Below are 17,138 nucleotides of genomic sequence, written 5' to 3' on the forward strand. Positions count from 1 at the left end.
GACCGTCATTCGCGGGCGGACCCTGTCGCAGCCTTGGTGGGTATCCGGATCCTCTGGAGACAGACAAATATGAGTACCAGGACGCCGATGACGATCTTGGTCCACCAGCTGTTCAGCGAACCGTTGAAGGCGATGTAGGTCTGCACAAGACCCATCAGCATCACGCCGACAAGCGTGCCGATCACGTAGCCATAGCCCCCGGTGAGCAGCGTGCCGCCGATGACCACTGCGGCAATCGCATCCAGCTCAAGACCGACAGCGGCGAGTGCGTAGCCCGATGAGGTGTAGAAGGAAAACATGATCCCGGCGAGAGCGGCGAGGAAGGAACTGAGGGCATAGATGCCGATCGTGGTGCGCGCGACAGGCACAGCCATCAGCCGGGCCGATTCCGCATTGCCGCCCATGGCGTAGACATAGGTTCCAAATCGCCTGTAGTGGGCAAGGATGAGAGCGCCGGCGAGCACGATGACGAGCATGATCGCCTGAGCGCTTATGAAGGCGCGGCCCGGCAGCATGACGCCCGCCGCGTTTACCGCATCATAGACAGAATGCTCGATGGGCACGGAGCGTTCGCTGACCACGACGGCGAGCCCCCGCATCAGGAACATGCCGGCAAGCGTCACGATGAAGGGTTGCAGCCTGTAAAAGTGGATCAGGCATCCCATGCCGGCGCCGAACGTCCCGCCGATGACCAGCACGAGCGGAAATACCAGCCATAGCGGCCAGCCCGCCTGGACGAGGACGGCGGTCAGCACGCCGGTGAAGGCGATGACCGCCCCAACCGACAGGTCGATGCCGCCGGACAGGATGACGAAGGTCATGCCGATGGCGGTCACCGCGAGAAAGGCATTGTCGGTGAACAGGTTGAGGAAGACACGCAGCGTACCGAAGCCGTCATACTGCAGCGCGCCGAGGATGAAGAGCGCTGCGAAGAGACCTGCGGTGACGAGGACGGGCGCGTGGCGGGCCGGGATCATGCGGTGAACCTCCTGCGCAGCGAGGCAAGTTGGGCCTGCGCGACCGGCGACTGCAGCATCAGAACGGCGACAATCACGGCCGACTTGATCACCAGGTTGAACTTCGGCGGAATGCCCGACAACACGACGGCGGTATTGAGCGACTGGATGATAAGCGCGCCAACAACAGCGAGCACCAGCGAATACCGCCCGCCCATCAGGCTGGTACCGCCGATGACGACGGCGAGGATGGCGTCGAGCTCGATCCAGAGGCCGACATTGTTCGCATCGGCGCCTTGGATGTCGGCGGTTGCGACGAGGCCTGCGAGCGCCGCGCAGAGGCCGGCAATCGCGTAGACAGTCAGCTTGATGGCGCGCACGGGAACGCCAGCATAGTGGCTCGCCGAGGCATTTGCGCCAACCGCCTCAATGAACAGGCCGAGCGCTGTCCGGCGGGTGATCAACAGCATGGCAGCGAGAACGAACAGGACCAGCCAGACCGGCATGGGCAGGCCGAGCAGTGTGCCGACCCCGACAAAGGCGAAGGCCTCGTTCTGGAAGGTGATGATCTGGCCATCGTTCAGGAGCTGCGCGACGCCGCGCCCGGCGACGAGCAGGATGAGGGTCGCGACAATCGGCTGGATTCCAAACCCGGCGACGAGCGTGCCGTTCAACAGCCCGGCGGCAAGGCCTGCGCCGAGGCCGGCGAGGATGATCAGCGGCACGGGCAGGTCCGTCCCGACAATGAGGTTGGCGGCGACGGCGCCCGCAATCGCCATCACGGCTCCGACCGACAAGTCGATCCCGCCAGTAGCAATGACGAGCGACATGCCGATGGCGATCAGGGCGACCGGTGCGCCGCGATTGAAGATATCGATGACGCCGCCGAACACCCGCCCGTCCTGGATGGTGAAAGCAAAGAAGCCCGGATTGACGATGATGATGACCAGCCAGATGAGGCCGAGCGCGACCAGCGGCCAGAGCGCGCCGTGGCGTTGCAGCGTGGAAATGATCGACTTCGGCCCGGTCATGAGGCAATCGCCTGCAAGACGGCGTCCTCTGTGATGTCCTCGCCTTCGATCATTGCGATCTGGCGAAAGTCGCGCAGCACGATGACGCGGTGGCTGAAGGCGACGAGTTCTTCCAGTTCCGAAGACGTCACAATCAGCGCCATTCCGCGCTCGCAGAGCTGGTGGATGAGGCGCAGGATTTCGGCATGAGCGCCGACATCAATGCCGCGTGTCGGCTCGTCCAGGAGCAGCACATCCGGCTCGATGGCGAGCCAGCGCGCGAGGATGACCTTTTGCTGGTTGCCGCCACTGAGAAGGCGGACGGGCTTGTCGGCGTCAGGTGTCGCAATCTTGAAATCGGTAATCGCCTTCTCGGCCATGGCGCGCTTCTCACGGGCCGGAATGGGCCGCCACCAGCCGCGCCGGGCCTGCAAGGCGAGGGCAATATTCTCCCGCACGCTAAGCTCGCCCACGATGCCGTTTGCCTTGCGGTCCTCCGGGCACAGCGCGATGCCTTTCGCAATGGCGCCGCGCGGCGATGTGATGTGCACATCGCGGCCATTGCGGCGAATCCGGCCACTGGAAAGCGTGTCGAGACCGAAGATTGCGCGGCAGACTTCGGTGCGCCCGGAACCGAGCAGGCCGGCAAGACCGATCGCCTCGCCCGATTGCGCCGCCAGGCTGATCTCCTGCACCGAACCCGATACGCAGGCACTGTCCATTTCCAGCGCCGCGTCGTTTCCCTCTGTTACTGTTCCGCGGCTTGCGTGGCTGCTGGCCGTGCCCTGGAGCTCATAGCCCAGCATATGCTCGACGAGTTTCGGGCGAGGGAGCTCGGCTGTCTCGAACGTCCCGATCTTCCTGCCATTACGCAGCACCGTTATCCGGTCCGATAGCGCGTAGACCTGGTCGAGAAAGTGGGTGACGAAGACCACGCCCAGCCCGGCGGTCCGCAGGTCGCGCAGGATGTCGAACAGCACCTCGACTTCGCTGGCATCCAGGCTTGCCGTCGGCTCATCAAGGACAAGGATTTTCGCCCGCTGGTCGACACCTCGCGCAATCGCGACAAGCTGCTGGATGGCGACGGAGAACGCACCCAGCGGGCGGGTCACGTCGATGTCGAGACGGAATCGCGTCAGCGTTTCGCGCGCCTTGGCATTCATCTGTTTCCAGTCGGTCAGGCCGAAGCGCCGCGGCTCGCGCCCGAGCAGGAGGTTCTGCGCGACCGACAGGTTGGGCAGGAGATTGACCTCCTGGTACACCGTACTGATCCCCGCCGCCTGCGCTTCGCCAACCGATTGCGGCGACAGCGTCCCGCCGCCCAGCGACATTTCCCCGCCATCGCGCGGATAGACGCCTGTCAGCACCTTGATCAGTGTCGATTTGCCCGCGCCGTTTTCGCCGAGCAGCGCGTGGACCTCGCCGGGCCTCACCTCGAAGTCGACATCGTCCAGTGCGACGACGCCCGGAAATTCCTTCCGGACCCCGCGGAGGGAGAGGAGCGGCGTGGCAGCAGTCATTGGCTCAGCCGGCGGTCCGCTTCTGGTATTCCTCGGCGGCGGTCTCCTGGGTGAAGAGGTCGCCATTCACCGAGATCAGCTTGTCCACGCTCTCGCCGCGCAGATGCGCCTCGATGGCGTCGAAGGCCGGGCCGCCCATATGCGGGCTTAGCTCGACCGTGGCGTTGGTGTCGCCATCGGCCATGGCCTTGAAGATGTCCGGCACGGCATCGACGGAGACGACGAGAATGTCGTCGCCTGGATCGATACCGGCTTCCTTCATGGCGATCACCGCGCCAAGCGCCATCTCGTCATTATGCGCCCAGACCGCGCAGATATCGGCAGGGTCCATGGCGCGCAGGAAGGTCTCCATGATTTCCTTGCCGCGGGCGCGGGTGAAGTCTGCCGTCTGTGTCATGACGATCTCGGCATCGGGGTAGTTGGCGATCACCTCATTGAAGCCGGTCATCCGGTCGATGGCGGCCGTGGCGCCGACCGTGCCCTGCAGCTCGACGATGTCGCAATCGCCGCCCGTCTCTTCCATCAGCCAGCGGCCGGCCTTGCGGCCTTCCTCGACGAAGTCGGACGCAACGCGCGTGAGGTACAGGCTGTCATCTTTGAGCGCCATGTTACGGTCGACGATGACGACCGGGATACCGGCGCGCTTGGCTTCCGTCAGCACGGGCTTCCAGCCGGTTTCGACGACGGGCGCGATGACAATGGCATCGACGCCCTGGGCAATGAAACTGCGCACAGCGCGGATCTGGTTTTCCTGTTTCTGCTGTGCGTCGGAGAATTTCAGGTCGATGCCCCGGTCGCGCGCTTCGGCCTGCACGGCCTGCGTAAACGACGTCCGCCAACCGCTTTCGGAGCCAACCTGAGAGAACCCGACGGTGAGCTGGTCGTTGGCGGCGCCCTCCGAGCTTCCGGAACCGCACCCTGCGATAGCGATAGCGCTAACAATTAGCGTGATAAGCTGTTTCATTTGGCCTCCCGTTTTTCTTTCTATTCTAGAATTCAGATCCAGCCGCCGTCGACTATAAACGACTGGGCCGTACACATCCGCGCATCGTCCGAGGCGAGGAACAGCGCCATGGCGCAGATGTCCTGCGGCAACAGCTCGCTCTTCAGCGACTGACCGCGTTCGATCTCGCGCTTTACCTCTTCGCCGACCCACATTTCCTTTTGCTTCGGTGTCATCACCCAGCCCGGCACCAGCGTGTTGATGCGGATATTGTCGGCGCCGAGATCGCGGGCAAGGCCGCGCGTCATGCCCTCGATGGCGGCCTTGGACGTGGTGTAGCCGGTCATGCCGCCCTGGCATTCATACCAGCTCATCGAACCGAAATTGACGATGGAGCCGCCGCCGGCCTCAAGCATCTGGGAATGCGCGGCCTTGATCGCGAAGAAGGCGTGGCGGAGATTCACCGCGATCCTGTCATCCCAATAGGCTTCAGTGACCTCGCGAAAATCGTGGCGCGTATCGTCGGCGGCATTGTTGACGAGAACGCTGATCGGGCCGTTCGCCTCGCCGACCTTTGCCATGATGTCGGCAAGCCTGCCGGTGTTGCGCAGATCACATTCGAAGAAGCTGGCGCCGGTTGTGTCTGCAAGGCTTTTGCCCGCATCCTTCTGCAGGTCCACAAAGCTGACCTTTGCCTTCTGGGCTGCAAATGCACTGACCAGCTCGGCGCCGATCCCCGTCGCACCACCCGTAATGAAGACAGTCCGGCCGGCGAGGCTCGGATAGGTGTTTGTAAGTGGGGCAGGGGCGGTCATGACGGTATTGCTCAATGGGAATGGGGCGGGACGGCGGCGCCCCGGCAGCCAACAAGAAAATCGAAATCGCAGCCTTCATCGGCCTGCAGCACATGCCGGCGGTAGAGGCCTTCATATCCTCCGGCAGGTTGGGCGACGGTACTGGCCCGAAGCTCAGCGAGGCGGGCCTCGAGCTCCTCATCCGGGATATCGAGATGCAACCGGCCCGCGCGCGCATCGAGTTCGATTATGTCGCCATTGCGCACGGCGGCGAGAGGACCGAATTCTGCCGCTTCAGGTGCCACATGCAGGACGACGGTGCCAAAGGCGGTGCCGCTCATCCGCGCGTCCGAAATGCGGACGAGATCGGTGATCCCGCGCTTCAGCAGTTTCGGCGGCAGGCCCATATTCCCGACTTCCGCCATGCCCGGATAGCCTTTCGGTCCACAATTCTTGAGCACCATGACAGAGGTCTCGTCTATGTCGAGATCAGGATCGGCAAAGCGGGCCTTGTAGTCCTTGAAGTCTTCGAAGACGACGGCGCGGCCGCGATGCTTCAGCAGCTCCGGCGTAGCGGCCGAAACCTTCAGCACGGCGCCGCGCGGGGCGAGGTTTCCGCGAAGGATGCAGATGCCGCCGCTTGCGACCAGCGGATTGCCGAGCGGGCGGATGACCTCGTCATTGTGGCAGGGCGCGTCCTTGACGTTCTCCCAGATCAGCTTGCCGTTCGCCGTCAGCGCGCCGCGGTGCAGGAGGCCGAGTTCACCGAGGCGGCGCAGGACGACAGGCAAGCCGCCGGCATAGTAGAATTCCTCCATCAGGAACCGGCCGGAGGGCTGCAGGTCCACAATGGTCGGCACGTCCGCGCCCAGCGTCTGCCAGTCATCAAGCGTGAGATCGACGCCGATCCGCTGGGCGATGGCTTTCAGGTGGATGACGGCGTTCGTCGATCCGCCGATTGCGGCGTTCGCGCGGATCGCGTTCTCGAAGGCTTCGCGGGTAAGGAGCTTGGAGAGGGTAAGGTCTTCCTTGACCATCTCCACGGCGCGCATGCCGGAAAGGTGCGCAAGGCCATAGCGCCGGGAATCGACGGCGGGAATGGCGGCGTTCTCGGGCAGCGTCACACCAAGGGATTCGGCCATGCAGGCCATGGTGGAGGCCGTGCCCATCGTGTTGCAGGAGCCAGCCGAGCGCGACATGGACTGCTCGGCGGCCATGAACTCGTCGAGGCTGATCTCGCCGGCATTGTATTGCTCGTTCATCCGCCAGACGAGCGTGCCGGAGCCGACGGGCTTGCCCTTGTGGTAGCCGTTCAGCATCGGCCCGCCGCTGACGACGATGGCCGGGACATCGCAGCTTGCCGCGCCCATGAGCAAGGCCGGCGTGGTCTTGTCGCAGCCGACCAGCAGCACGACCCCATCGACGGGATTGCCGCGGATCGCCTCCTCGACGTCCATGCTGGCAAGGTTGCGGGTCATCATGGCTGTGGGGCGGAGGTTCGACTCGCCATTCGAGAAGACAGGGAACTCTACCGGCAGACCGCCCGCCTCGTAGATGCCTTGCTTAACCCGATCGGCAACACCGCGAAGATGTGCGTTGCAGGGGGTGAGTTCAGACCAGGTATTGCAGATGCCGATGACGGGCTTGCCGTCGAACTGATGTGCCGGAAACCCCTGATTCTTCATCCAGGACCGGTACATGAAGCCGTTCTTGTCGGCTGTGCCGAACCAGGCCTGAGACCGGAGTTTCCTCTTCTGGTCAGACATTCAATGCCTCTCCCTGAACCGTTTTTTGCGGCGCTTTCTGAACGCGGCTTGATTTGCGTCATCTGGTCATACAATATGAGTAAGACGCTGCCAACACATCGGTTACCTCATGTCGCTGAAACCTCGAAACCTCACCGAACAACTCGTCGAGACCCTCGGTCTGCGAATTGTCTCGGGCGACTATCCGGTCGGTGACCGTTTGCCGAGCGAGCAGTATTTCGGCGAGGAATTCGACGTTAGCCGGCCCATCCTGCGGGAAGTGACAAAGGTCCTGATGGCCAAGGGGCTGGTGGAGTCGCGTTCGCGGGTCGGGACGACGGTCAGGGCGCGTGAGAACTGGTCGATGCTGGATCCGGACGTGCTGCGCTGGACAATCCAGTCGCTGCCCGAGCAGGACTTCATCGACTCCCTGTTTGATACGCGCATGGTCTATGAGCCGGGCGCTGCGGCGCTGGCGGCGAGGAATGCAAGTGAAGAGGACCTGGTGCGCATCCGCTCAGCCTATGAAGCGATGGAGGAGGCCGATACCACGTCTGATCTCATGGACCCGGACCTTGAATTCCACCAGGCCATTGTCGATGCGACGCAAAACCCGTTTCTCGCCCATATCGGGCGCACGCTCTACAATGCGCTCAAATACTCCATCGAGCTTACCAGCCGCCATCCGCACACCCATGACCTGTCCCTGCCGCGCCACAAGGCGGTCTGCGATGCGATCCTGAAGCGCGACAGCGCAGGGGCGGCGCGTACGATGCAGATCCTCCTCGAAGAGTCGCGCCGGGATTTCGTTCATGTTGCCGGCATTGACGAGACGGATCACCAATGAACCTCGTTCAGTATCTCGACGATTCTGGCGTCGTGCGGGTTGCCTGTGTTCTCGACAGCGAAACGCTGGCGCCGCTGGAGCCTGCGATTTCGCTGTATGACTTTGCTCTCAAAGTGATGGAGCAGGGGCTTCGACTGTCTGACGCTGTCCAGGCTTCACAGGGTTCTGGGCGTCTGAATTATGAAGCGCTGCTTCTCGAGGGGCGCATCCTGTCGCCCATTAGCCACCCCGACCCGGCCCACCTTCTGGTGACAGGGACCGGCCTGACCCATCTCGGCAGCGCCGACACCCGCGACGCCATGCATGCGAAGCTCGAAGCGGGCGGGGAAAACCTCACCGATTCCATGAAGATGTTCCGCATGGGGCTTGAAGGCGGCAAGCCGGAAAGCGGGCAGGAGGGTGTGCAGCCGGAATGGTTCTACAAGGGCGACGGGCTGTCGGTCGTCAGGCCTAGCGGAGACCTTGTCTTACCCCGATTTGCGCTTGACGGCGGCGAAGAGCCCGAGATCGCCGGCATCTACATCATCGCGCCGGATGGCCGGCCGCGTCGTCTCGGCTTTTGCCTCGGCAATGAGTTTTCCGACCACACGATGGAGAAGATCAACTATCTATATCTTGCCCATTCGAAGCTGCGCCCCTGCGCTTTCGGGCCAGAGCTGCGGCTCGGCGAGCTGCCTGCCGACATACGGGGCAGGTCGATGATTTCGCGCGATGGAAAAACAGTCTGGGAAAAGCCCTTTGCCAGCGGCGAAGACAATATGAGCCATTCCATCGCCAATCTCGAAGCGCACCATTTCAAATATGAAGGTTTCCGGCGGCCGGGCGACGTGCACGTCCATTTCTTCGGGACGGCGACGTTGAGTTTTGCGGATGGTATCGAAGCCAAGCCGGGCGATGTTTTTGAGATCAGCGCGGAGGGCTTCGGCGCTCCGCTGCGAAACCGCATCGTGGAAGGGCAAGCCCAATCCGACTTCCACCCACTGCCGCTATAAGGCAGGGGCGCCCGGACAGGGGCGAAACAACGAGAATAGATCAGGGAGAAAAGAATGATCCGGTCTGCATTATTAGCGGCAAGCATGATAGCGCTATCGGCGTGTGCGACGATCGAGGCGCAGACGCGTGCCACAGTTGATCCGTCCTCGCCCATAGGCACGATCGCACCAGAAGTGTACGGCCAGTTCCTCGAGCATCTCGGGGCCCAGCCCTATGGCAGCATCTGGGTCGGCGAAGACAGCGATATCCCCAATACGGATGGGATTCGCGACGATGTCTTCGCCGCGCTCGACAAGCTGGACATTCCCGTGATCCGGTGGCCGGGCGGCTGCTATTCGGACCGCTACTATTGGCGTGACGGCATCGGCGAACGGGCACTGCGTACCAACGCCGCCTGGGGTGGGACGCTCGAGCCGAACACGTTCGGGACGCATGAATTCTTCAACCTCGCCGAACGGCTAGGTGCGAAAACCTATCTTAACATCAATATCGGCACCGGCACGCCGAAGGACGCCGCCGACTGGCTGGAATACATCACGGCCACCCGAGGCGACCGCGCCGAGGAACGCCGGTCCAATGGCCGGGACGAGCCATGGACCGTGGATTATCTCGCCATCGGCAATGAGACCTGGGGCTGTGGCGGTCATATCACGCCGGAATACTACGCGGACACGTACGCGCTCTATTCCAGTTTCGCGAAGACCGAGGGCGAGCAGCCCAAGCGCATCATCTCCGGCTCGCATGACGAGAATATCGAATACTCGGACGCCGTATTGAGCCATCCTTACATCGCCGATCTGGCCGAAGGCATCTCCGTGCACGTCTACTCCCTGCCGACCGGCGACTGGGGCGCCAAGGGCGCAGCGGTGGGCTTTCCGGAGGCGGAATGGATTTCCACCCTGTCACGCGCACTGCGCATGGAGGGTGTGATCACGGACCAGATCGCGATGTTCGAAGAGCATGAAGACCTGGGTGACGACTTCGGCCTGTATGTTGACGAATGGGGAACCTGGTACGACCCGGCCACGGAGGACACGCCGGCGCTTTACCAGCAGAACACTATGCGCGACGCGGTCGTCGCGGCCCTCAGCCTCAACATATTCCATGACCATGCTGACCGGGTCGCCATGACCAACATCGCCCAGATGGTGAACGTGCTGCAGGCCATGATCCTGACGGATGGCCCCGACATGGTGCTGACGCCGACCTATCACGTCTTCGAGATGTACAAGCCCTTCCAGGGCGCGACGGCGCTGCCGGTAAGCTACGATGCGCCGGATTACAGCCATGGTGACTACACCATCCCCGCGATCAGCCTTTCGGCGGCGAAAACGCCGGACGGCAAGCTGGTTGTCGCCCTCATCAATTCCGACGCGAAGGCCGCGCACGCCGTTGATATCAGTGCGTTCGGGGCGAGTGCCTTCACGGGACGGATCCTGACAGCGGACGCCATGGACGCGCACAATACGTTCGAGGCACCGGAGGCTGTCACGCCATCGCCGTTCGAGGTCGAAGGCGGCGTGGCAAACTTGCCGCCGCATTCGGTCGTTGTCCTGACAGAGGAGCAGTGAGTGATGTCTGCCAAACGATCATCGCTGACGACCGGCCTTGCTGCGGTCCTCCTTTCAGCCTGCGTATCGCAGGGCGCACCGGCGGCAAATGAGCCCCGACTGCCGGGGGCCAACCCGCTCTTTTCGGATGTCTTCACAGCCGATCCCGCGCCCATGGTCCATGACGGGCGGGTCTATCTCTATGTCGGCCATGACGAGGCCGGCCCAGACCAGATGTTCAACATCACCGAATGGCTGGTCTATTCCTCCGACGACATGCGCAACTGGACGGCGCATGGCCCGGTCATGAAGCCCACCGACTTTGCGTGGGCCAAGCGCGACGCATGGGCGTCCGAGGTCGAGGAGAAAGACGGCAAATTCTACTTCTACACAACGGTCGAGCACGACGACACCGATCCCGGCAAGGCGGTCGGGGTGGCCGTGTCCGACAGTCCGACCGGGCCTTTCGTCGATGCGCGCGGGTCTGCTCTCATCAGCAACAGCATGACGAAGATGGCCGCGCACTCCTGGGATGACATTGATCCGACCGTGTTCCAGGACGATGACGGCACGGCCTGGCTCTGGTGGGGCAACCAGATCCTCTATTATGCGAAGCTTGCGCCGAACATGATCGAACTCGACGGCCCGATCCAGACGCTCGACATTGCGCCCTACGAGGAAGGCCCCTGGATCCACAAACACAACGGGACCTACTATCTCCTCTACGCCGCGATCGACCGTAGCGTCAGCGAGGATGAACAGATCCACTATGCGACGGCGCCGAGCATCACCGGTCCGTGGACGCTACAGGGAATGCTCACCGGTTCGGGTGAGAACAGTTTCACCATCCATCCCGGCACGGTCGAGTTTGAAGGCCAGTGGTATCTCTTCTACCACGATGCGTCACAGACGATCGACGGCGTGCCGGGGGCACTCGGCCGGCGCTCCGTCCGCGTCGAATATCTCTACCACAATGAAGACGGCACGCTTCAGCCAGTCGAACAGACACTCGAGGGCATCAGCGTTCCACCGCAACCTGCGCCCGCAAGCCAGTCCACCGAGGAAGGGTAAAAGCCATGATGATCCGATCCATGATCGCGGCCTTCTGTACCGTTACTTTCGCCGGCCCGGCGCTTGCTCAGGACGGGACGATGTATCCCATGGAGGCGCCTGCCGAGCCTGGAGCGATCCCGTTGAATACAGGCGGCGTGGAAGGCCAGACGGCCAGCGAATCCTGGTTTCGCCAGTGGGGCGATCCGATGGCGCGCAACATTACCGCAGCCACGCTCACGCCTTTCCTGGCGGACCCGGAGACAGCCACTGGCGCCAGCGTCATCGTCGCGCCGGGTGGGGGCTTCATGTGGCTGTCCATGGGCAATGAAGGCTGGGAAGTCGCCGAGGCGCTTCAGGACAAGGGCATCAACGCGTTCGTCCTGAAATACCGGCTACAGCCGACAGCAGACACACTCGACGGCTTCAAGGAAGAGATGGAACGGCGCTTCGCCGAGGCGGGCAATCGGGACGAGGATGATGACACACCCGCCGGACCGCCGCGCTGGGATCTCTCCAACCAGCTGGAGGATGCCGAAGCCGCTTACGCCATGATCCTTGAAAACAAGGAAGAGTGGGGCGTCGATCCGGCACGGATCGGCATGATCGGCTTTTCCGCCGGCGCTGGCCTGACAATGCATACCACGCTCAATTCGGAGACCGTCGACCTCGCCTTTATCGGCCCGATCTATGGCGGCATGGGCCCGGTCGACGTGCCGGAGGGTGCGCCGCCCATGTTCGCAGCAATCGCGACGGACGATTTCCTGTTCGGCGGCGAGTTTGGCTTGATCCAGTCCTGGTTCGATGCCGGTATCCCGGTTGAGTTCCATCTCTACCAGAATGGCGGCCATGGCTTCGGCCTCGGCAATCCGGACCGCACCAGCAACAAGTGGTTCGATGCCTTCATCCACTGGCTGGGCGTGAACGGTTTCCTTGAAGCCAGCTCCGAGGAGTAGCGGGCGAACACCTCGCCGATTTACTGGTAAGGCAATGTGTGCTTGGACGAGGCCCAATTGCCACCATGCAGGTCGGAATGGTCAAGGACATCTTGCTCGATTACAGATTTTCCGTCGCGCCGATGATGGATTGGAGAAAAAGGACATAAATATCAGGTAGTTACAGGTCTTCGTGTGCGCTCCGTGTGCATTAAAAAGATCTCACGACATTTTCGGAACCCTATGGGTTTTCGACTAAGTGCCGTGCATGCCTTCATTAACACGTAGCAGCACACCCTTGATGTAGTTTGGCTTGTCTTAGGCAAAGAATATAGCTGGTCTACGTTCACGGCTGCACTTGCCTCATATTGAGCGTTATGAATTTCGTCTTGGTCCCTCAGGACTGCTTGTGTAGATGTTGTGACTATCTAGACCGGGTCATACGGAAACACCGTTGCGGAAGGGGCGAGGTCAGTGAATGATCCTGACATCGCTGGAAGTGCCTGATCGAGTATTGTCTCTGGTGTCCAGCCTTCCATCCGCGCGACCGATTTGACAGGGCGCGGCTGGCTGAACAGTTGGATTTCATTGCCCCGTACACAGAATATCTGCCCCGAAACGTCCTTTGCCGCATCGGCGCAGAGGGTCACGGCAAGCTGGGCGACCTGTTCCGGCCTCATCCCCAGGCGCATGCGCTCCACGCGCTGGGCGCTCGCTTCATCCTTGACCGGTATGGAGGCGATCATCCGGGTCCAGGCAAAAGGCGCAATCACGTTCGAGCGCACATTCTGTCTGGCACCTTCCATCGCCAGAATTCGCGAGAGCCCGACAACGCCCATCTTTGCGGCCGCATAGTTGGCCTGTCCCAGATTTCCGATCAGCCCTGATGTCGACGTGAAGAGAACAAGAGACCCCGATTCCTTTGCGCGGAAATGGTCCACACTTGCGCGCGCGACATTGAAAGCGCCCTTCAGGTGAACATTGAGCACGCTGTCCCAGTCTTCCACGGGCATCTTGTGGAACATGCCGTCTCTGAGGATCCCGGCCGGATTTATGACGGCATCTAGACCGCCCAACTCATCGATCGCCTGCTCGACCATGGCCTTGACCGAGGAAAACTCGGCCACGCTTTCGGAATTCGAAATGGCTTCGCCGCCCCTGGCCCTGATTTCATTGGCAATCGCTTCGGCCGGACTTGCCGCGCCCGTGTCATCGCCGGCAAGGCCACCGCCAAGGTCATTCACCAGGACTTTGGCCCCCAGTTCGGCGGCGAGGAGGGCGCAGGCTTTTCCAATGCCGTTTCCGCCCCCCGTGACGAGAATAGTTTTGCCTTCCAGCAATGCCATATCAGACCCAATTATAAAAAAGAACGAATGGTCGGACTAACACATTGAATGGATTGAGCAAGGGAGTCGTCAAGCATTGCTGCAGGCCGCTGAAAAATATGGTTCACGCCCGGTCTCGTGAACTTCGTGCATAGCGATGAACCGGGGGAAACTTTTCCGAGGTGTACGACATCCGGGAAATCTGCGGCGCGCCAAGTGTGGTGCGACAGGCAGTAGCCGGCAGCTTCGCGAAAGAGGGTAGGCGACCAGCTCCATATATAATAGACCGTATGGTCGCATAATTATGAAAAGCCGTGACAATCGGGGAGGATACCGGTGAAGTCTTATGTGCCCATGCTCGACGCTGCCGAGCAGCTGAGCGTATCGGAACTGCGTCAGTTGCAGCTTGGCAGGCTGAAGCAGAGTCTCAGTCACGCCTATCAGAATTCCCCGCATTACAGGCAGGCCTTCGATCGCGTGGGATTTGAGCCATCATCGTTGGGCTCATTGGCGGACTTGTCGCGTCTTCCATTCACGACCAAGGCGGACCTGCGCGCGAACTACCCTTTCGGAATGTTCGCAGTGCCCATCGAGGACGTGGTTCGTGTCCACGCTTCGTCTGGAACAACGGGGCAGCCCACTGTTGTCGGCTATACAAGGGATGACATCCGCATGTGGTCCGAAGTTGTCGCCCGCTCGATTCGGGCGGCGGGTGGCAGGCCAGGCATGAAGGTGCATATCTCGTATGGTTATGGCCTTTTTACCGGCGGGCTGGGGGCGCACTACGGCGCTGAAGCCCTAGGATGTACAGTCATCCCGATGTCCGGCGGGCAAACAGACAAGCAGGTTCAGCTTATTCTCGACTTTGAACCGGAAATCATAATGGTCACACCAAGTTACATGCTGGCGCTTCTCGACGAGTTTCGTAGGCGTGGCGTCGATCCGAGGACGACCTCACTGAAAATCGGAATATTCGGTGCCGAGCCGTGGAGCGACCCGATGCGCCAGGAAATCGAGACCGCCTTCGATATTGATGCCATCGACATCTACGGCCTTTCTGAAGTCATTGGGCCGGGCGTAGCCAATGAATGTGTGGAGACTCGTGATGGTCTGACGATTTGGGAAGACCATTTTTTCCCCGAAATCATAGATCCGGAGAGTGGGGAAGTGCTTCCCGACGGTGAATTCGGGGAACTTGTTTTTACCTCCCTGACAAAGCAGGCGATGCCGATCACCCGATACCGGACGCGGGACCTGACACGTCTGTTGCCGGGAACCGCCCGGCCTATGCGGAGGATGGAACGCGTCTGCGGACGGAGCGACGACATGATGATCATCCGCGGTGTGAACGTGTTTCCGAGCCAGATCGAGGAGATTGCCGTCGGGGTTGCAGGGCTGTCTCCTCACTATGAAATTGAGATAACAAGGCCGGAACGGTTGGACCAAGTGAAGATCAGCATTGAGGCGCAACCTGGTTTGGAGAGCGGCGCTGTCGACGCGGCACGGGACAGCCTTCGCGCGCGGATAAAAACCCAAATAGGCGTTTCCACAACTGTGGAAGTTGTCGCTCCGGGCACCTTGGCCAGATCGGCGGGCAAGGCGCAGCGGGTCAAGGATAAGAGGAACGCATGAGGGAAATTCGAATGGAAGCCAATTATTCATTGACCGACCGTTCGTATTAAATATATTGATCGGGGCTGACCGTTGATCGGGCAGTTTCCTCCAACACTCGCTGCGTGGCTGCTAGCCACGCAGCGTTTTCTTGAATGTTCGGGGTTTTGCTGATGTCCGGTCCTGATGAATGCCGCCGATCGGAATTCGATCCGCTTGAAATCTCTCAAACCATGCTCAGCAGTGAGGGCCTCGGACCGTCTTGGGGCGTGGAAGTCCGCTCCGCCAGTTTGGGGCGAGTTACCATTGCGCTTCGGACGGTGAACGAAATGACGAACGGCTTTGGCATGGTGCACGGGGGCGTCATATTTGCCCTTGCTGATAGTGCCTTTGCCTATGCAGCGAACAGCGAGAACGAGCTTTCCGTCGGACAGTCGGCGACGATTGAATATATCCGGCCGGCTCGGATCGGTGAGGTACTCATCGCGACGGCGGAAATGATTGCCGATCACGGCAGGAGCGCCGTCTACAGAATTTCCGTGACCAATGAAGAAGGTGAAGCTGTTGCCGTTGCGCAAGCCCGGTCCCGCCGCCTCGGAAAACCCACTTTGCCAATGGAAAGACCAGAATGACCAGGAATGCCTTTATTTGTGATGGGGTCCGCACGCCTATCGGACGGTTTGGGGGAGCGCTCTCTGCTGTTCGGGCGGACGATCTCGCTGCGTTGCCTATCAAGGCGCTTATCGAACGAAATCCATCGGCTGACTGGACGAAGCTTGATGACGTGATCCTGGGATGTGCCAATCAGGCGGGCGAAGATAACCGCAATCTGGCCAGAATGGCGGGATTGCTGGCGGGGCTGGGCGATACGGCGCCTGGGACAACGATCAACCGGCTTTGCGGGTCCGGCCTCGACGCAATAGCCATGGCCGCAAGAGCGATCATTGTCGGTGATGCAGACTTCATTATCGCGGGCGGTTCAGAGAGCATGTCACGCGCGCCGTTTGTAATGCCGAAGGCTGCTTCCGCCTATTCGCGCAATGCTGAGATCTATGACACCACGATTGGCTGGCGCTTCGTCAATGCGAATCTGAAGTCCAAGTATGGCGTCGACTCAATGCCGGAAACCGCAGAAAATGTCGCTGAAGATTTTCAGATTTCACGAGCGGACCAGGATGCCTTTGCGCTTCGCAGTCAGGAACGTACAGCGGCGGCTCAAGCGCGTGGGCGCTTTCAGCGGGAAATCGTTCCGGTCGAAATTCCCCAAAGAAAGGGAGATCCCATTATAGTCTCGGATGACGAACACCCCCGGAGCACGTCACTCGACGTGCTCGGCAAGCTGCGTCCGATTGTCAAACCGGGCGGGACAATTACGGCCGGCAATGCGAGTGGTGTGAACGATGGAGCTGCCGCGCTTATTATTGCCTCTGAGGAAGCGGTAAAGGAGCACGGACTAACTCCGATTGCGCGGGTAATCGGTGGGGCGGCAGCAGGTGTTCCGCCACGAATCATGGGTATCGGGCCTGCTCCAGCCTCAGCCAGATTGATGAAGCGACACGGGCTTTCCATCTCCGACTTTGATGTAATTGAGCTGAATGAAGCGTTTGCGTCTCAGGGATTGGCCGTATTGCGTCAGCTCGGGCTGCCCGATGATGCAGATCATGTGAACCCGAATGGGGGGGCGATCGCTCTTGGGCATCCGCTGGGCATGTCGGGGGCGCGGTTGGCACTGACGGCGGCTCTGGAGCTGGGTGAGACCGGTGGCAAGAGGGCACTTTGCACAATGTGCGTCGGCGTGGGGCAGGGGATTGCGCTCGGCTTGGAACGGGTATAATAAGTTGAACGGTCGGTCGGTCTAT

At 61.0% G+C, this 17,138-nt stretch carries 15 protein-coding genes; 8 read left to right on the forward strand and 7 right to left on the reverse strand.

Going from position 1 to position 17,138, the window contains the following annotated elements:
- Positions 1–5: 5 nt before the first annotated feature.
- Genes yjfF through D1223_RS02285 form a run of 6 tightly spaced genes read right to left on the reverse strand, consistent with a single transcriptional unit; the run spans position 6 to position 6,989 of the window.
- Complete coding sequence (gene yjfF, locus D1223_RS02260) at positions 6–977, reverse strand: galactofuranose ABC transporter, permease protein YjfF (RefSeq protein ID WP_119374778.1); 972 nt, start codon at positions 975–977, stop codon at positions 6–8.
- Positions 974–1,987, reverse strand: a complete 1,014-nt coding sequence (locus D1223_RS02265; RefSeq protein ID WP_119374779.1) for an ABC transporter permease — start codon at positions 1,985–1,987, stop codon at positions 974–976. Before D1223_RS02265 ends, yjfF begins: the two co-directional genes overlap by 4 nt.
- Entirely contained in the window at positions 1,984–3,486 is a 1,503-nt protein-coding gene (locus tag D1223_RS02270) for a sugar ABC transporter ATP-binding protein (RefSeq protein WP_119374780.1), read from the reverse strand. The genes D1223_RS02265 and D1223_RS02270 overlap by 4 nt, the downstream gene beginning before the upstream one ends.
- Positions 3,487–3,490: 4 nt before the next feature.
- Positions 3,491–4,450: an ABC transporter substrate-binding protein gene (locus D1223_RS02275; RefSeq protein WP_119374781.1), complete on the reverse strand. Its 960-nt coding sequence runs from the start codon at positions 4,448–4,450 to the stop codon at positions 3,491–3,493.
- 32 nt (positions 4,451–4,482) lie between these two features.
- The gene (locus D1223_RS02280; RefSeq protein ID WP_119374782.1) at positions 4,483–5,244 is read right to left on the reverse strand and encodes an SDR family NAD(P)-dependent oxidoreductase; all 762 of its coding nucleotides are present in this window, start codon (positions 5,242–5,244) and stop codon (positions 4,483–4,485) included.
- Between the two features lie 11 nt (positions 5,245–5,255).
- Positions 5,256–6,989 (reverse strand): IlvD/Edd family dehydratase, encoded by a 1,734-nt coding sequence (locus D1223_RS02285; RefSeq protein ID WP_119374783.1) that lies wholly within the window; start codon positions 6,987–6,989, stop codon positions 5,256–5,258.
- A gap of 109 nt (positions 6,990–7,098) precedes the next feature.
- Between D1223_RS02285 and D1223_RS02290 the strand changes: the two genes are divergently transcribed.
- From D1223_RS02290 to D1223_RS02310, 5 genes are read left to right on the forward strand one after another with little or no spacing between them, the layout of a single operon-like run.
- Positions 7,099–7,815 (forward strand): FadR/GntR family transcriptional regulator, encoded by a 717-nt coding sequence (locus D1223_RS02290; protein WP_119374784.1) that lies wholly within the window; start codon positions 7,099–7,101, stop codon positions 7,813–7,815.
- Entirely contained in the window at positions 7,812–8,807 is a 996-nt protein-coding gene (araD1, locus tag D1223_RS02295; protein ID WP_119374785.1) for an AraD1 family protein, read from the forward strand. Before D1223_RS02290 ends, araD1 begins: the two co-directional genes overlap by 4 nt.
- Before the next feature lie 54 nt (positions 8,808–8,861).
- Positions 8,862–10,379 carry an alpha-N-arabinofuranosidase gene (locus D1223_RS02300; protein WP_119374786.1) on the forward strand — a complete coding sequence of 506 codons (1,518 nt, stop codon included), beginning with the start codon at positions 8,862–8,864 and terminating at the stop codon, positions 10,377–10,379.
- Positions 10,380–10,382: 3 nt separating this feature from the next.
- Positions 10,383–11,429, forward strand: coding sequence for a glycoside hydrolase family 43 protein (locus D1223_RS02305; protein ID WP_119374787.1), 1,047 nt, complete (start codon positions 10,383–10,385; stop codon positions 11,427–11,429).
- A 5-nt stretch (positions 11,430–11,434) separates the two neighbouring features.
- Positions 11,435–12,364 (forward strand): alpha/beta hydrolase, encoded by a 930-nt coding sequence (locus D1223_RS02310; protein WP_119374788.1) that lies wholly within the window; start codon positions 11,435–11,437, stop codon positions 12,362–12,364.
- A gap of 407 nt (positions 12,365–12,771) precedes the next feature.
- Here D1223_RS02310 and D1223_RS02315 read toward each other — a convergent pair whose 3' ends face one another.
- Positions 12,772–13,689 carry an SDR family NAD(P)-dependent oxidoreductase gene (locus tag D1223_RS02315; protein WP_119374789.1) on the reverse strand — a complete coding sequence of 306 codons (918 nt, stop codon included), beginning with the start codon at positions 13,687–13,689 and terminating at the stop codon, positions 12,772–12,774.
- A 333-nt stretch (positions 13,690–14,022) separates the two neighbouring features.
- Between D1223_RS02315 and paaK the strand changes: the two genes are divergently transcribed.
- From paaK to pcaF, 3 genes are all read left to right on the forward strand, one after another.
- Entirely contained in the window at positions 14,023–15,300 is a 1,278-nt protein-coding gene (gene paaK, locus D1223_RS02320; RefSeq protein WP_119374790.1) for a phenylacetate--CoA ligase PaaK, read from the forward strand.
- Between the two features lie 152 nt (positions 15,301–15,452).
- On the forward strand, positions 15,453–15,911 hold the full coding sequence (locus tag D1223_RS02325; protein WP_158588370.1) for a PaaI family thioesterase: 459 nt from the start codon (positions 15,453–15,455) through the stop codon (positions 15,909–15,911).
- The gene (gene pcaF / locus D1223_RS02330; RefSeq protein ID WP_119374792.1) at positions 15,908–17,113 is read left to right on the forward strand and encodes a 3-oxoadipyl-CoA thiolase; all 1,206 of its coding nucleotides are present in this window, start codon (positions 15,908–15,910) and stop codon (positions 17,111–17,113) included. The genes D1223_RS02325 and pcaF overlap by 4 nt, the downstream gene beginning before the upstream one ends.
- The last annotated feature ends 25 nt before the right edge of the window (positions 17,114–17,138 follow it).

This window comes from Henriciella mobilis (assembly GCF_003576285.1).
GTDB lineage: Bacteria > Pseudomonadota > Alphaproteobacteria > Caulobacterales > Hyphomonadaceae > Henriciella > Henriciella mobilis.

Coding starts and splice junctions, on each gene's coding strand:
- yjfF (WP_119374778.1), bottom strand. CDS start 977: ATGATCCCGGCCCGCCACGCGCCCGTCCTCGTCACCGCAGGTCTCTTC.
- D1223_RS02265 (WP_119374779.1), bottom strand. CDS start 1,987: ATGACCGGGCCGAAGTCGATCATTTCCACGCTGCAACGCCACGGCGCG.
- D1223_RS02270 (WP_119374780.1), bottom strand. CDS start 3,486: ATGACTGCTGCCACGCCGCTCCTCTCCCTCCGCGGGGTCCGGAAGGAA.
- D1223_RS02275 (WP_119374781.1), bottom strand. CDS start 4,450: ATGAAACAGCTTATCACGCTAATTGTTAGCGCTATCGCTATCGCAGGG.
- D1223_RS02280 (WP_119374782.1), bottom strand. CDS start 5,244: ATGACCGCCCCTGCCCCACTTACAAACACCTATCCGAGCCTCGCCGGC.
- D1223_RS02285 (WP_119374783.1), bottom strand. CDS start 6,989: ATGTCTGACCAGAAGAGGAAACTCCGGTCTCAGGCCTGGTTCGGCACA.
- D1223_RS02290 (WP_119374784.1), top strand. CDS start 7,099: ATGTCGCTGAAACCTCGAAACCTCACCGAACAACTCGTCGAGACCCTC.
- araD1 (WP_119374785.1), top strand. CDS start 7,812: ATGAACCTCGTTCAGTATCTCGACGATTCTGGCGTCGTGCGGGTTGCC.
- D1223_RS02300 (WP_119374786.1), top strand. CDS start 8,862: ATGATCCGGTCTGCATTATTAGCGGCAAGCATGATAGCGCTATCGGCG.
- D1223_RS02305 (WP_119374787.1), top strand. CDS start 10,383: ATGTCTGCCAAACGATCATCGCTGACGACCGGCCTTGCTGCGGTCCTC.
- D1223_RS02310 (WP_119374788.1), top strand. CDS start 11,435: ATGATGATCCGATCCATGATCGCGGCCTTCTGTACCGTTACTTTCGCC.
- D1223_RS02315 (WP_119374789.1), bottom strand. CDS start 13,689: ATGGCATTGCTGGAAGGCAAAACTATTCTCGTCACGGGGGGCGGAAAC.
- paaK (WP_119374790.1), top strand. CDS start 14,023: ATGCTCGACGCTGCCGAGCAGCTGAGCGTATCGGAACTGCGTCAGTTG.
- D1223_RS02325 (WP_158588370.1), top strand. CDS start 15,453: ATGTCCGGTCCTGATGAATGCCGCCGATCGGAATTCGATCCGCTTGAA.
- pcaF (WP_119374792.1), top strand. CDS start 15,908: ATGACCAGGAATGCCTTTATTTGTGATGGGGTCCGCACGCCTATCGGA.